Raw genomic sequence first — 14,392 nt, 5'->3', positions numbered from 1 at the left:
TGTATTATCATAAATAAATGAATGGATTTTATAAGTTCAAGTATTTTTAATGATTAATGGATGTTTAGAGCGTTTTAATAATACATTAATTTCGAAAGAATAATAACTAAGATGTAGAAAAATAAATTGCCTTTTAGGAATGCTATTAATAAATATTAATAACATTCCAGCATCCGTATAGGATTTTCACTTTAAATTTTTTAAGAAAAGTGTATAGAGTTCATTGTAATTGAGAGATTTTTCTGGAAATCATAGGCATGATCATGATTTGCTAACAAGATGTGTTTATACTGTGATGGCTGTTACCTTACCAATTTTGAAAGGACTTGATGATGGATGATAAGTTAAAACAAAGTGCTCTCGATTTTCATGAGTTTCCACATCCTGGGAAAATTACTGTAGTCCCCACTAAACCTTTAACCACTCAGCGCGATCTCGCACTCGCTTATTCACCGGGTGTTGCTGTGCCTTGCCTTGAAATAGCGGAAGATCCACTGAAAGCATACCGTTATACAGCGAAAGGTAACCTTGTAGGGGTTATCTCCAATGGAACGGCTGTTCTTGGTTTAGGGAATATCGGTGCCTTGGCTGGTAAGCCGGTCATGGAAGGAAAAGGGGTATTGTTTAAAAAGTTCTCTGGCATTGATGTTTTCGATATCGAAGTTGATGAAACTGACCCTGACAAATTAATTGATATTATTGCTTCACTTGAGCCAACGTTTGGCGGGATTAACTTAGAAGATATAAAAGCACCCGAGTGTTTTTATATTGAGCAAAAATTGCGTGAGCGGATGAATATTCCCGTTTTCCATGATGACCAACATGGCACTGCAATTATTTGTACCGCCGCAGTCATTAACGGATTACGTATTGTTAAAAAAGATATTGGCGATGTGCGCTTAGTGGTATCAGGCGCAGGCGCAGCTTCAATTGCTTGCATGAATTTATTAGTTGCATTAGGTCTGAAACGCGAAAATATCACGGTATGTGACTCCAAAGGGGTTATTTACAAAGGTCGCGATGAAAAAATGGATGCGACAAAAGCGGCTTATGCGATTGACGATAATGGCCAACGTACATTAGCGGATGCGATCCCTGATGCTGATATTTTCCTTGGTTGCTCGGGACCTCGCCTTTTAACGCCAGAAATGGTGAAAACCATGGCGAAAGATCCATTAATTTTAGCTTTAGCGAACCCAGAACCAGAAATATTACCGCCGTTAGCAAAAGAAGTGCGTCCAGACGCGATAATTTGTACCGGTCGTTCAGATTATCCAAACCAAGTGAATAACGTGCTGTGCTTCCCATTCATTTTCCGCGGTGCGTTAGATGTCGGCGCAACAACGATTAACGAGGAGATGAAGCTAGCGTGTGTCTACGCGATCGCTGATTTAGCACTTGCAGAGCAAAGTGAAGAAGTTGCTTCCGCTTACGGTAACCAAGACCTATTCTTTGGTCCTGAATATATTATTCCTAAGCCGTTTGACCCTCGCCTAATTGTTAAAATTGCCCCTGCTGTTGCGAAAGCGGCAATGGATTCAGGTGTGGCAACACGCCCAATCGCAGATTTAGATGCTTATGTAGAAAAACTGAACCAGTTTGTTCATAAAACAAACTTATTCATGAAGCCAATCTTCTCCCAAGCAAAAAAAGAAGTGAAACGCATTGTATTAGCCGAAGGGGAAGAAGAGCGCGTACTGCATGCGACTCAAGAATTAGTTTCTCTCGGTTTAGCATTCCCAATTTTGATTGGTCGTCCAAGCGTTATCGAAATGCGTATTCAGAAACTGGGCTTACACATTGAGTTAGGAAAAGACTTTGAAGTCGTCAATAACGAAAATGACCCACGTTTCAAAGAGTATTGGCAAGAGTATTACCAAGTGATGAAGCGCCGTGGCGTATCTCAAGAAATGGCTCGTCGTGCCGTCATTGGTAATCCAACCATTATCGGTGGGATCATGGTACTGCGCGGTGAAGCGGATGGTATGATCTGTGGCTCTGTCGGCAGCTATAGTGAGCACTATAATATCGTCAAAGACTTGTTCGGTTTCCGCGAGGGTGTACATGCGGCAGGGGCAATGAATGCGCTGTTATTACCAACCGGAAATACATTTATTGCCGATACGTATGTGAATGAAGATCCAACGCCAGAAGAGTTAGCTGAAATCACGATTATGGCTGCTGATACTGTTCGTCGTTTTGGTATCGAACCAAAAGTCGCATTACTATCTCGTTCTAGCTTTGGCTCTTCCGATTGCAGCTCAGCACAAAAAATGCGTGATACTTTAGCGTTAGTGAAGGCTCGTGAGCCTAATCTAGAAATTGATGGTGAAATGCATGCGGATGCGGCATTGATTGAATCAATCCGTAAAGATGTGATGCCTGATAGCCCACTGAAAGGTTCGGCAAACTTGTTGATCATGCCAAATATGGAAGCTGCACGTATTAGCTATAACTTATTGCGAGTCACCAGCTCTGATGGTGTGACGGTTGGTCCAGTACTTATGGGTGTTTCAAAACCTGTTCATATTCTGACTCCAATCGCTTCTGTTCGTCGTATAGTTAACATGGTTGCGTTAGCGGCAATTGAGGCGCAAACAAATCCACTTTAATGATTGATTAATAATCAAATCATAATATAAAGGCTTCCATTATTCGTAATGGGAGTCTTTTTTATTTGAAAATGATTCTCATTATCTGTATTTTTAATGACTTCAAAATTAAAAATATGGAAAAGATAATGATATCAGCAAGTTCTTTGAATTTATTCAGTAAAAAGTCTTCATTTCTTGGCTTGGGAATGTTACTTCTTTTCAGTTTCACACAGCTAGGATGTACAGCGGCTAAACCAAAATCTGCATTTCAATTGGCTCCGGAACTGACTCAGACGGGTAAAATTATTGATTTAGCATCAGGGCAGCCAATAACACCTCAGCAACTGATACAGCAACTTGCCGAATCATCTCGGGTCGTGGTTGGTGAGAAACACGACAATATTCACCATCACCACATAGAACAATGGCTTGCTCAAGAGTTACCCAAGGTTCGCCCTCAAGGTGCGGTATTGTTAGAGATGTTCACTCCAAATCAACAAGCAAAAGTGAGCAATGTACAAAAGCAGATGCAGGGTAACCCATATATTCGAGATGAAAAATTACAAGAAGTATTACATTGGAATAGTGGTTGGCCATGGGAGCAATACGGAGAGTTAGTTAAATATTTGCTCACCCAGCCTTATCCTGTCTTAGCGGCAAACCTCAACCCAGATGAAATTAAGACAGCGTACAATAATCCACCAACACTCAGTGGTAATCATTCAACTCAGCCAATTGTCCAAGAACTGATCCTTGCCACCATTAAACGCTCCCATGGGGGAGAAGTCGATGATGACCAAGCTAATAAAATGAAAGTGATCCAGCAATTACGTGATAGAGCCATGGCGCAAAGTTTATTAAATGCACCTGAACCTGCGCTCTTATTTGCTGGTGGATATCATGCCACAAGGGCTATTGGTGTCCCTCTGCATGTGCAAGATTTAGCGCCTAATGAGCCTTTGAAGGTATTGATTATTTCTGAAGAGGGAGAGGAAATTGACCATTTACATGCTGATTATGTGTGGTACACACCTAAATAATTGAGGTTCCTCATTAATTCAATGATTTTAAAAAGGTTAATTTTGTGAAGTAATTAGCATAATTATTAATAAATAATTTCCATTCGCATTCGTTATTAATTATCATTTGCATTTTCGTGAATATACGTAAGATAAACATGAGCACAATAACGTTTGAAAGTGGATATGTGAATCGAGCCACCAGAGTGGGAATATGGCTCATATTGGCAATAGCTTTGCACATTGCCATTGTGGGCTTATTTATTTGGAACACTCACAATGCGCGCTGGGACGAATCATTACCTGCGCCATCGGTGGTAATGGAGCTATCTATCGAAGCACAGGCTGAAAAATTAACCGAAGTGAATATCGGGCAAGTTCAGGAGCTTTCCGTTGCGAGTGAATCCCATCAAGCCCAAGCGGAAGAGGTGGATCTCCCAGCATTACCGAAGAATGACCAAGCAGAAGTTTTGGTGACGCAGGCGGTCAATAAAAAACCAAAACCTGAGGTTAAAAAACAAAAGCGTGAACAGCAACCGACAGAAGAAAAGGTACAAACGACAGATTCGAAAGCTCATGATGCACCTGTAACGAGTGATGCAGCAGCGCCTTTACAGAGTCATCAAATTGCTGCGGAATTTAATAGCCAATCTCAATCTGAAGATGATGCAAGGAAACAGTGGGAAGCACAGGTGCTGGGAAAATTGAATAAATATAAGCGCTACCCAGAAGATGCGGGACGTCGAAGTCGAGTGGGTAAACCCGTGGTTATTTTTACGGTTGATCCTCAAGGAATATTACTCGATAGCGAGTTAATGACATCTTCAGGAACACGTTCTTTAGATAGGGAAGCACAGCAAGTTTTATCAAGAGCGGCGCCATTACCACTTCCACCGTCAGAAATATTAAAAAATGGTCGGGTGACGGTCAGAATGCCTATTGATTTTACTCTTAATGAAAAATAGATTGGATAAACTATGCGTAACAAAATCGCAAAATTTTGTGTAATTACATTTTTTGGTTTATATGCAGCCATGAGCGCTGCGGAGGATAGAATGCCAGCTCCAATAGCAAAAAAACAGCCTTACACGATCACAACCCATGGGGATGTTCGTGTCGATAATTATTACTGGCTAAGGGATGATAAACGTGAGTCCCCTGAGATTATTGAATATCTAAATCAAGAAAATGCCTATACCGAGCAACAACTCGCATTAGGTGAACCACTAAAAAAAGAAATTTATGACGAGCTATTTTCTCGAGTAAAGCAGGATGATGAATCGGTTCCTTATAATTTTAATGGTTATACCTACCGTTCAAGAGTGGTGTCGGGTAAAAATTATCCAATTTATGAACGGCGTCCAATTGACAGCCAAGAAGAATGGACGGTATTGGTTGATGGTAACCAGCGTGCAGAAGGTGTGGAATATTATCGTATGGGGGCGTTGGCTATTTCGCCAGACAATACGACGTTAGCCATTGCAGAGGACCGACAAGGACGCAATGATTATGGCGTTTCTTTCCGTAAGATTGATGACCCAAAATGGCAAGAAAATGTGCTGGTGAATACTTCCGGCAATATTGTTTGGGCGAATGATAATCGTACGCTGTTTTATGTGAATAAAGACATACAGACATTACTGCCTTATCAAGTTGTTAAGCACCAATATGGGACTAAGCAATCTGACGATACTGTCGTGTATGAAGAGAAAGATGATACTTTTTACGTCAGCTTAGCTAAATCGACGTCAAAAGATTATATTCTGATTGGGATCACCAGTACGGAAACGTCGGAATATCGTTTAATTGATGCCAATAAACCTAATCTTGAGGCTAAAATTTTACAAACACGTCAAGTGGGTGTGGAATATTATCCAGACCATTTTAATGGCAAGTTTTATATTCGTTCTAATCACCAGCATCCATTATTCGGGTTATACATCGCTGATAGCGAAACGGCACCATGGGTGAGCTTTATTGCCCCGCGTGATGAAGTGGATTTAGAAGATTTTTCATTATTTAATAACTGGTTAGTTGTCGAAGAACGCCAAAATGGGTTGGTCAATATTCGTCAAATTAGCTGGCTAACCCACAAAGAAAGCTCAGTCACTTTTGATGACCCAACGTATATGGCATGGATTAGCAACAATCCAGAGCCAGATACTGACACATTACGTTATGGTTATTCATCCATGACAACACCGTCTTCAGTGTATGAAATTAATATGCTGACTCAAGAACGTACTCTCTTAAAGCAAGAAGAAGTGAAAAATTTTGATAAAGCCAATTATCAAAGTGAACGCATTTGGGTGGAAGCTCAAGATGGAGTAAAAGTTCCAGTTTCACTGGTTTATCGTAAAGATTTGTTTAAAGCAGGTAAAAATCCATTATTAATCTATGGATATGGCGCTTACGGTTATGGTATCGATCCCTCATTTAGCTCTTCTCGTTTATCTTTACTGGATCGTGGATTTGTTTACGCTATCGCGCATATTCGTGGTGGTGGCGATTTAGGCAAAAACTGGTATATACAGGGCAAAACAGTTCATAAGATGAACACGTTCACTGATTTTATTGATGCAACCAAGGCATTGTTATCTCAAGGTTATGGTGAGCAAGGCCATGTCTATGCGATGGGCGGAAGTGCCGGTGGTTTATTAATGGGTGCCGTGGTTAATATGGCCCCAGAGCTATATGAAGGTGTTGTCTCTGCTGTGCCATTTGTAGATGTGGTGACTACAATGTTAGACCCATCAATTCCGTTAACCACGGGGGAATATGATGAGTGGGGTAATCCTGAAAATGAAGCCGATTATTGGCGAATTAAGGCCTATAGTCCGTATGACAATATTAAAGCTCAGCAATATCCTCATATATTAGTGACTACCGGTTTACATGATTCCCAAGTGCAATATTGGGAGCCCGCAAAATGGGTAGCTAAATTAAGAGATGTCAAACAGGGTAATTCATTACTGTTGTTGGAAACCAATATGAATGCAGGGCATGGTGGAAAATCAGGTCGTTTTAATGCATTGGATGATATTGCAAGAGAGTACAGTTTTATTCTTATGCTTGAAGATAAGCCAAAGTATTTCCCAAATTTAAAATAATAATTTACCCATAAGGTAATTAAAGGTCAGTAACATTATTTATCGCATATTGTTGCTGGCCTTTTTCACAGAAATTTATTTATTCTGTGTTGGCAGTGTGAGCGACTGTTTAATCAGTACGTTTACAGGAATGGTTTATGAACAATAAAATAATAATTATGGTAGCGGGTGTTATTTCCACTAGCTATCACGGTATCGCTTTGGCTGAAAATACTCAGCCACAAAATAAGCAGCAAGATGATGTGGTTAATTTTAGTCAATTGAAAGTGTCTGGCGCACAAAAACAGACTCCATTAGTGAAGGCATTGGAAAAACCGGGGGCGTTTAGTGCGGTTGGAACCGAAAATAAACTCCAATCTATGGATAAAATTATTCGTTCCATGCCGGGAACCTATACCCAAATGGATGCAAGCCAAGGCACGATTAACGTCAATATTCGTGGACTTAGTGGTTTTGGGCGCGTCAATATGATGGTGGATGGCGTTACCCAGAGCTATTACGGAATATCACCCAGTAAATATACTCATGGAATGCAGCCAAGTAATGATTTTGGATCATTAATTGACCCTAACTTTATTGTTGAAGTTGAAGTTGAAAAGGGGCAATTAAATGGTAGCAATAGTATTAACGCATTAGCAGGAAGTTCAAATTTTAGAACTATCGGCATTGATGATGTTATTTTTAAAAATAATCTTTGGGGGTTACGGAGCAAAGGAAGCTGGGGAGATAATGGTCTTGGTTATAATGGGATGGTTTCCGTTGCAGGGAAAACATTATTAAATGAAGATGATGGTTATTTAGGCGGATTAATTGCTGTTAGTGGGCATAATATTCCTGGAAGCTATAAGAATGGTGATGGTTTTGATACGGATGAGTTTGCTACCGATCCAACATTTAAACAGAAACCTCAATCCCAACTAGCAAAATTAAAATATAAGCCAAATGACAGCCATGAATTAGAATTTAGTGGTCGTTTTTTACAGAATAAATTAACTAGCCGAAAAATTAATAGTGAAGATTATTATCTTAAATACAAATATACGCCAATAAACGAACTTATTGATGTAGAGCTGTTAGCGAGCCATGGATATAACACGCAAAAATTCCAAGGTGATCCCATTGGTGGAGCGCTAAAGAATGCAGAGTCTGAAAATAAATCAGACAGTATTAATCTCTCCAATACTAGCCATTTTTCTTATGGAGATGCAGATTTTAAATGGCAATTGGGTTCGAAACTCATGAAAACCAAGTACCAAAAAATTACACAACCAGTTGAAGATCCAAATACGATTATCTATAACCCTTTTTCACCTAGTGGCACACAAGATATTGCGAGTCTGTATACCCAATTTGAGGCGAAGTACGATATTTATACGGCGACTTTTGACCTCAATTACCTTAATTACAGAGTTAAAGGTTATAAGCCAGCTTGTGATGCAACGGAAAAATGCTTCCCACAAGAGGCAAGTACATTAGATCTACGAGAAAGTGGTATTAATCCTGGGATATTGATTTCAGCTCAAATTATTCCGGAGTTTCAGCCTTTCGTGAGTTATGCTCATTCGATGCGTGCACCTAATTCCCAAGAAGTCTTTTTTTCACAAAATGGAGGGCAGAGTATGAATCCGTTCCTAAAAGGGGAAAAATCGAAAACTTGGCAAATTGGTTTTAATAGTTTTAAGCCTGATTTCATAGTGGAAGGGGATCAATTTAATCTGAAAGCTCTATGGTTCCATACACATATTAAGGATTACATTACCAGCAAATCATTTATGCTGTGTCGTGCAACTTCACAGGAAGAATTTGATTGGTGTTTAATTAATGATGATGTTTGGAATAAAGAAAATCCTGATATTTTTCAACGTGCAGACATGTACGTGAACGATCCTCGTGATGTTAATTTACGAGGTTATGAGCTGCAAGCTAACTATGATGCAGGGGTATTTTATTCGATGGTTTCCTATACTCAGGAATCAGGAAAGCAACCAGTTTCTATCAATAGTACCTCGGTGTTTAGTGCAGGCGATTTTACTCAACTTCCTGAATATTATGTCACTTTAGATACTGGCGTACGTTTATTTGATGAGAAGCTCACAATAGGTTCTGCAATTACATGGACGGGGCCTTCTAAGCGCATTAGCCCGATACCTGATGGAGATATGAATGGGGATGCAATGACGGAAAAATATGAGAAACAACCCACTATTGTCGATCTGTACGCAGACTATGAAATTAATAAAAACTTTAAGTTAATGATGACCATTAATAACCTGACAAACGAAAATTATACGGATGTTTTAAATCGTGCAAATTCAGGTGCCATCATGGAGGAGCGTGGTCGAAATAATGAGACAGGAAGAGGGCGCAGTTATATGCTTGGTGGGCAGGTGCGTTTTTAATCAATAAATAAATTCTCACTTATCTAGCCAAAATCCAGCTAGATAAGTGAGATAAATAATCACTTCGTGACTTTTTTTACTTTAATCTTCTGAATGCTAGTTACTTGGCTTTCAACCCAGCCATCATTCAGGCGTGTTTTCAGTTGTTGCCCCAGTTTTACTTGGCTGGTTTTTTTCAACACGGCGCCTTGTGAGGTTTCACTGATACTAAAACCACGAGCTAAGGTAGCTAGGGGGCTAACTGCTTCCATTTTAGAACAGGCAACGGCGAAACGCTGGCGATAGTCAGTCACTAGACGGGTTAACATATTTTGTAAATGATACTGAGTCTGCTGCAATTGACGTTGTTGGTGCTGTAATTTTGGGCGCAAGTCATTTTGGACTAAGCGTTGTTTATTTTTCTCAAAACGCCATGTGGCAGATTGCAATTGACGGTTTATGGCGAGATTCAATTTTTGTTGTAAGCCATTTAATTGATTCTGTTGCCGTGCAAGGCGCAATTGAGGGTGTTGCTGTTGTAACCGATGCTGTAAACGAGCAAAACGCTGTTGCTGCCCCGCTAAGTAATAATCCAGCGCCATTTCAAGATGCTGCTGGCTGGATTTGAGCTGGCGTAACATCTCAGTCTGATTACGGCTAACTAACTCTGCTGCTGCGGAGGGGGTTGGAGCGCGAACATCCGCGACATAATCTGCAATAGTGACATCGGTTTCATGCCCAACGGCGCTAATAATTGGTAATCGACTATTAAAAATTGCTCTAGCGACGATTTCCTCATTAAATGCCCATAAATCTTCTAATGAACCGCCACCACGCCCGACAATGAGTACATCACATTCGTTACGTAAATTAGCAAGCTCAATGGCGCGAGTGATTTGTGCAGGGGCTAATTCACCTTGAACGGCAGTAGGATAAATAATCACCGGGAGTGAAGGATCTCGTCGACGTAAGATATTTAAAATATCATGCAGAGCTGCGCCGGTTGCTGACGTTATTACACCCACACATTTTGCCGGAGAGGGTAAAGCTTGCTTATGAATGACGTCGAATAACCCTTGAGCATTCAATGCCTGTTTAAGTAGCTCAAAACGCTGCTGTAGCAATCCTTCACCGGCAGGCTGCATACTCTCAATGATTAACTGATAATCGCCCCTAGGCTCATACAGAGTGACTGTGGCACGGACTAATACCTGTTGCCCATTTTGGGGACGAAAAGCAACCCGTGTATTTTGCCCACGAAACATTGCCGCGCGAACTTGTGCTCGATCGTCTTTAAGGGTTAAGTACCAGTGCCCAGAACTCGGTTGCGAAAAATTCGATATTTCGGCGGTTAACCAAATTCGTCCCATTTGGGTATCGAGTAATTCTCTTACCGTTTGGTTGAGCTTACTGACAGAGTAAATTGCGCTATTTTGTTGAGTCGACATGTGAGCTAGATCAAATTCTAAAACAATGACTTAATTGACTGATACTAACGTAGCCGACGGACTTATCAAGTTTTTTTTGAAAAAAATGCTGGAAGCAACCGATTACGGTGTGTATAATGCCGCGGCAATATTTTATACCTTTCATAACGCTGCCTGGTGGGATATTGCCTATGTTACGCATTAAAAAAGAAGCACTAACTTTCGACGATGTTTTACTCGTTCCTGCACATTCAACTGTACTGCCAAATACGGCAGATCTGTCAACTCAACTGACCGCAAAAATCCGCCTGAATATTCCTATGCTCTCTGCAGCAATGGACACTGTCACCGAATCTGATCTGGCCATCGCACTGGCTCAAGAAGGTGGTATTGGTTTTATCCATAAAAACATGTCTATTGAGCGCCAAGCTGAAGAAGTTCGCCGTGTGAAAAAACATGAAAGTGGTGTTGTCACTGACCCTGTGACAGTCACGCCAGATACGACCATTCGTGAAGTTCAAGAGATGGCTCAGCGAAATGGTTTTGCTGGTTATCCTGTGGTTACTAAAGATAATTCTTTAGTAGGGATCATCACTGGACGTGACGTTCGTTTCGTCACAGACCCTGACCAACCGGTCACTGCGGTTATGACACCGAAAGAGCGTCTTGTTACTGTGAAAGAAGGTGAAGCACGTGAAGTCGTTTTACAGAAAATGCATGAGCATCGTGTCGAAAAAGCCTTAGTGATCGATGACAACTTCCACCTGTTAGGAATGATCACGGTAAAAGATTTCCAAAAAGCAGAGCGTAAACCTAATGCGTGTAAAGATGAGCAAGGTCGTCTGCGTGTGGGTGCGGCTGTGGGAGCAGGTCCTGGTAATGAAGAGCGTGTTGACGCATTAGTTGCCGCGGGTGTTGATGTTCTGCTGATTGACTCTTCACATGGTCATTCCGAAGGCGTATTACAACGTATTCGTGAAACTCGCCAAAAATATCCTGATTTACAAATCATTGGTGGTAACGTAGCTACTGCTGAAGGTGCGAAAGCGTTAGCGGATGCTGGCGTTAGCGCAGTGAAAGTCGGCATTGGTCCAGGTTCAATCTGTACAACTCGTATCGTAACTGGCGTCGGTGTTCCTCAAATTACAGCGATTGCTGAAGCGGCCGAAGCATTAGAAGGTACTGGTATTCCTGTTATCGCTGATGGTGGTATTCGTTTCTCTGGGGATATTTCTAAAGCTATTGCTGCAGGTGCTGCGTGTGTGATGGTCGGCTCCATGTTTGCAGGAACGGAAGAATCACCGGGTGAAACTATTCTGTTCCAAGGTCGTACCTATAAAGCATATCGCGGAATGGGTTCTTTAGGAGCGATGTCCAAAGGGTCTTCAGACCGTTATTTCCAATCTGATAATGCCGCAGACAAGCTGGTTCCTGAAGGTATCGAAGGTCGTGTTGCTTACAAAGGTCGCTTAAAAGAAATCATTCACCAACAAATGGGTGGCTTACGTTCATGCATGGGTCTGACTGGCTGTGCAACAATCGATACGTTAAGAACAAAAGCAGAATTTGTGCGTATCAGTGGTGCGGGCATCCAAGAAAGTCACGTTCATGATGTGACTATCACGAAAGAGTCTCCTAACTACCGTTTAGGACAGTAACAGACTGATTTCAGGGTGGCTCTATCTGCGGATAGGGTCACCGCATTTTATTTTTTGACTTGAATTTCTGGAATTCTCCTCAAATGACTACAAATATTCATAAACATCGCATTCTTATTCTTGATTTCGGCTCGCAATATACTCAGCTGATCGCCCGTCGCGTCCGCGAAATTGGCGTTTACTGTGAACTGTGGGCATGGGACGTTACCGAAGAGCAAATCAAAGAGTTTAATCCTAACGGAATTATCCTTTCTGGTGGTCCAGAAAGTACCACTGAATCAGACAGCCCACGCGCACCTGACTATGTATTCAATGCTGGCGTTCCTGTATTAGGTATTTGCTATGGCATGCAAACCATGTCTATGCAATTAGGTGGTGCGGTTGAAGTTTCTGGTGAGCGTGAGTTTGGCTACGCGAATGTCGAAATTACTGAGCAGTGCGAACTGTTCCGCGATATTCAAGATGCGATTAATGCTGAAGGTAAACCAGTATTAGATGTATGGATGAGCCACGGTGATAAAGTCACTGCGATCCCATCTAGCTTCAAAACCATTGCAAGCACCCCAAGCTGCCCATATGCCATCATGGCAAATGAAGAAAAACGTTTCTACGGTGTTCAGTTCCACCCAGAAGTGACTCATACCCATCAAGGCTTAAATATCTTAAAACGTTTTGTTCTGGATATTTGTCAGTGTGAAGCTTTGTGGACTTCAGCGGCGATTATCGAAGATACCGTTGCACGTTTAAAAGAACAAATTGGTGATGACCATGTTCTATTAGCGCTGTCTGGTGGTGTTGACTCCTCTGTAACGGCTCTGTTGTTACACCGTGCTATCGGTAAACGTTTGACTTGTGTGTTTGTCGACAACGGCTTACTGCGTTTGAATGAAGCAGAGCAAGTAATGGAAATGTTTGCAGGTAAATTTGACCTGAATATTATCCATGCTAAAGCGCAAGACCGCTTTATGAACGCATTAGCGGGTATTAGTGATCCAGAAGAGAAACGCAAGAAAATCGGCCATGTATTTATCGAAGTCTTCGATGAAGAGTCATCTAAGCTGCCTAATATTAAGTGGTTAGCTCAAGGGACTATCTACCCAGATATTATCGAATCAGCCGCTTCAGCAACGGGTAAAGCACACGTCATCAAATCTCACCATAATGTAGGTGGTTTACCTGATGATATGAAGCTGGGTCTAGTTGAACCATTAAAAGAGCTGTTTAAAGACGAAGTCCGTAAAATTGGTCTGGAATTAGGTCTGCCATACGACATGCTGTATCGCCATCCATTCCCAGGTCCAGGTTTAGGTGTTCGTGTACTGGGTGAAGTGAAGAAAGAGTACTGTGACTTGTTACGTCGCGCTGATGCTATCTTTATCGAAGAACTGCATAAAGCCGACCTATACAATAAAGTGAGCCAAGCGTTCACCGTATTCTTACCAGTTCGTTCCGTCGGTGTGATGGGCGATGGTCGTAAATACGACTGGGTTGTTTCCCTACGTGCCGTTGAAACTATCGACTTTATGACTGCTCATTGGGCGCATTTGCCATATGACTTCTTAGGTCGTGTTTCTAACCGTATTATCAATGAAGTTAGTGGTATTTCCCGCGTAGTCTATGACATCAGCGGCAAGCCACCAGCGACCATTGAGTGGGAATAAACTAGTTATTGTTGATAACAGTTTTTAGTTGTCGATAAGCCTAAAGGCATCAGTAAATTACTGGTGCCTTTTTGTTTTTAGGAGTGACTGATAATGTTAGGTACTTTATGTCCCCTATGATGGATATAAACATGGATTAATAGCTTAAAGTCTATATTAATGGGCGTTAAATATGGGAAAACTTTTTTCTAGGAACAATGGCCCCTAATGAATAACATAGTCCTGTTAACCCAGCGAGGCTTAACGGTAAAATCATGACACTATCATTTTTTAGTGGATTATCTAGGTTAAACATAATAACGATTAAAAATAAATTACTCGCGAAGGTGGCAGCGGTGTAGATAACAGCCACCTTTTGAGGTAAACGAATTAACGAAAAATCCTCAGCAAACTTATCAAAATGCTCCCAAATAAGGTGAATCACTAAATAAGCAAGAATAAGTGTAAAGTAAAATATGCTGAGTGCTTGTGTTGTTTGTGGATGGAAAAACTCAATCATATTTTATCGAGATATAGATAAAAATAACGCTGAGTATAGCCGCTAG

At 41.2% G+C, this 14,392-nt stretch carries 9 protein-coding genes; 7 read left to right on the top strand and 2 right to left on the bottom strand.

Annotated features, from left to right (window positions below):
* Window positions 1-332: 332 nt before the first annotated feature.
* The 5 genes from maeB (at window position 333) to PROVRUST_RS13020 (ending at window position 9,122) form a co-directional block, all read left to right on the top strand.
* A complete protein-coding gene (maeB, locus tag PROVRUST_RS13040) occupies window positions 333-2,612 on the top strand; it encodes an NADP-dependent oxaloacetate-decarboxylating malate dehydrogenase (RefSeq protein ID WP_039855236.1) in 2,280 nt (759 codons plus the stop codon).
* A 128-nt stretch (window positions 2,613-2,740) separates the two neighbouring features.
* Window positions 2,741-3,634, top strand: coding sequence for a ChaN family lipoprotein (locus PROVRUST_RS13035; RefSeq protein WP_050767636.1), 894 nt, complete (start codon window positions 2,741-2,743; stop codon window positions 3,632-3,634).
* A gap of 137 nt (window positions 3,635-3,771) precedes the next feature.
* Window positions 3,772-4,578: an energy transducer TonB family protein gene (locus PROVRUST_RS13030; RefSeq protein WP_006815318.1), complete on the top strand. Its 807-nt coding sequence runs from the start codon at window positions 3,772-3,774 to the stop codon at window positions 4,576-4,578.
* A 12-nt stretch (window positions 4,579-4,590) separates the two neighbouring features.
* Window positions 4,591-6,723, top strand: a complete 2,133-nt coding sequence (locus PROVRUST_RS13025) for a S9 family peptidase (protein ID WP_006815317.1) — start codon at window positions 4,591-4,593, stop codon at window positions 6,721-6,723.
* A 137-nt stretch (window positions 6,724-6,860) separates the two neighbouring features.
* Window positions 6,861-9,122 carry a TonB-dependent receptor domain-containing protein gene (locus PROVRUST_RS13020; RefSeq protein ID WP_006815316.1) on the top strand — a complete coding sequence of 754 codons (2,262 nt, stop codon included), beginning with the start codon at window positions 6,861-6,863 and terminating at the stop codon, window positions 9,120-9,122.
* A gap of 59 nt (window positions 9,123-9,181) precedes the next feature.
* On the opposite strand, the gene xseA is transcribed toward PROVRUST_RS13020, so the two are convergent.
* A complete protein-coding gene (xseA, locus tag PROVRUST_RS13015; RefSeq protein ID WP_006815315.1) occupies window positions 9,182-10,549 on the bottom strand; it encodes an exodeoxyribonuclease VII large subunit in 1,368 nt (455 codons plus the stop codon).
* A 170-nt stretch (window positions 10,550-10,719) separates the two neighbouring features.
* On the opposite strand from xseA, the gene guaB reads away from it, so the two are divergent.
* Both guaB and guaA read left to right on the top strand, forming a co-directional pair.
* Complete coding sequence (guaB, locus tag PROVRUST_RS13010) at window positions 10,720-12,186, top strand: IMP dehydrogenase (RefSeq protein ID WP_006815313.1); 1,467 nt, start codon at window positions 10,720-10,722, stop codon at window positions 12,184-12,186.
* Window positions 12,187-12,269: 83 nt separating this feature from the next.
* On the top strand, window positions 12,270-13,847 hold the full coding sequence (gene guaA / locus PROVRUST_RS13005) for a glutamine-hydrolyzing GMP synthase (protein WP_006815312.1): 1,578 nt from the start codon (window positions 12,270-12,272) through the stop codon (window positions 13,845-13,847).
* Window positions 13,848-14,013: 166 nt separating this feature from the next.
* Here the strand turns inward: guaA and PROVRUST_RS13000 are convergent, their stop codons facing one another.
* Window positions 14,014-14,346 carry a hypothetical protein gene (locus PROVRUST_RS13000; RefSeq protein WP_006815311.1) on the bottom strand — a complete coding sequence of 111 codons (333 nt, stop codon included), beginning with the start codon at window positions 14,344-14,346 and terminating at the stop codon, window positions 14,014-14,016.
* Window positions 14,347-14,392 lie beyond the last annotated feature (46 nt).

Origin of the sequence: Providencia rustigianii DSM 4541 (assembly GCF_000156395.1) — a bacterium.
Taxonomy (GTDB): domain Bacteria; phylum Pseudomonadota; class Gammaproteobacteria; order Enterobacterales; family Enterobacteriaceae; genus Providencia; species Providencia rustigianii.
Note: the sequence above shows the minus strand (reverse complement) of the source record. Positions and strands in the feature narration are given on the sequence as shown.

Excerpts from the sequence above, each read along its gene's own strand:
- maeB (WP_039855236.1), top strand. The coding sequence starts at position 333 with ATGGATGATAAGTTAAAACAAAGTGCTCTCGATTTTCATGAGTTTCCA.
- PROVRUST_RS13035 (WP_050767636.1), top strand. The coding sequence starts at position 2,741 with ATGATATCAGCAAGTTCTTTGAATTTATTCAGTAAAAAGTCTTCATTT.
- PROVRUST_RS13030 (WP_006815318.1), top strand. The coding sequence starts at position 3,772 with ATGAGCACAATAACGTTTGAAAGTGGATATGTGAATCGAGCCACCAGA.
- PROVRUST_RS13025 (WP_006815317.1), top strand. The coding sequence starts at position 4,591 with ATGCGTAACAAAATCGCAAAATTTTGTGTAATTACATTTTTTGGTTTA.
- PROVRUST_RS13020 (WP_006815316.1), top strand. The coding sequence starts at position 6,861 with ATGAACAATAAAATAATAATTATGGTAGCGGGTGTTATTTCCACTAGC.
- xseA (WP_006815315.1), bottom strand. The coding sequence starts at position 10,549 with ATGTCGACTCAACAAAATAGCGCAATTTACTCTGTCAGTAAGCTCAAC.
- guaB (WP_006815313.1), top strand. The coding sequence starts at position 10,720 with ATGTTACGCATTAAAAAAGAAGCACTAACTTTCGACGATGTTTTACTC.
- guaA (WP_006815312.1), top strand. The coding sequence starts at position 12,270 with ATGACTACAAATATTCATAAACATCGCATTCTTATTCTTGATTTCGGC.
- PROVRUST_RS13000 (WP_006815311.1), bottom strand. The coding sequence starts at position 14,346 with ATGATTGAGTTTTTCCATCCACAAACAACACAAGCACTCAGCATATTT.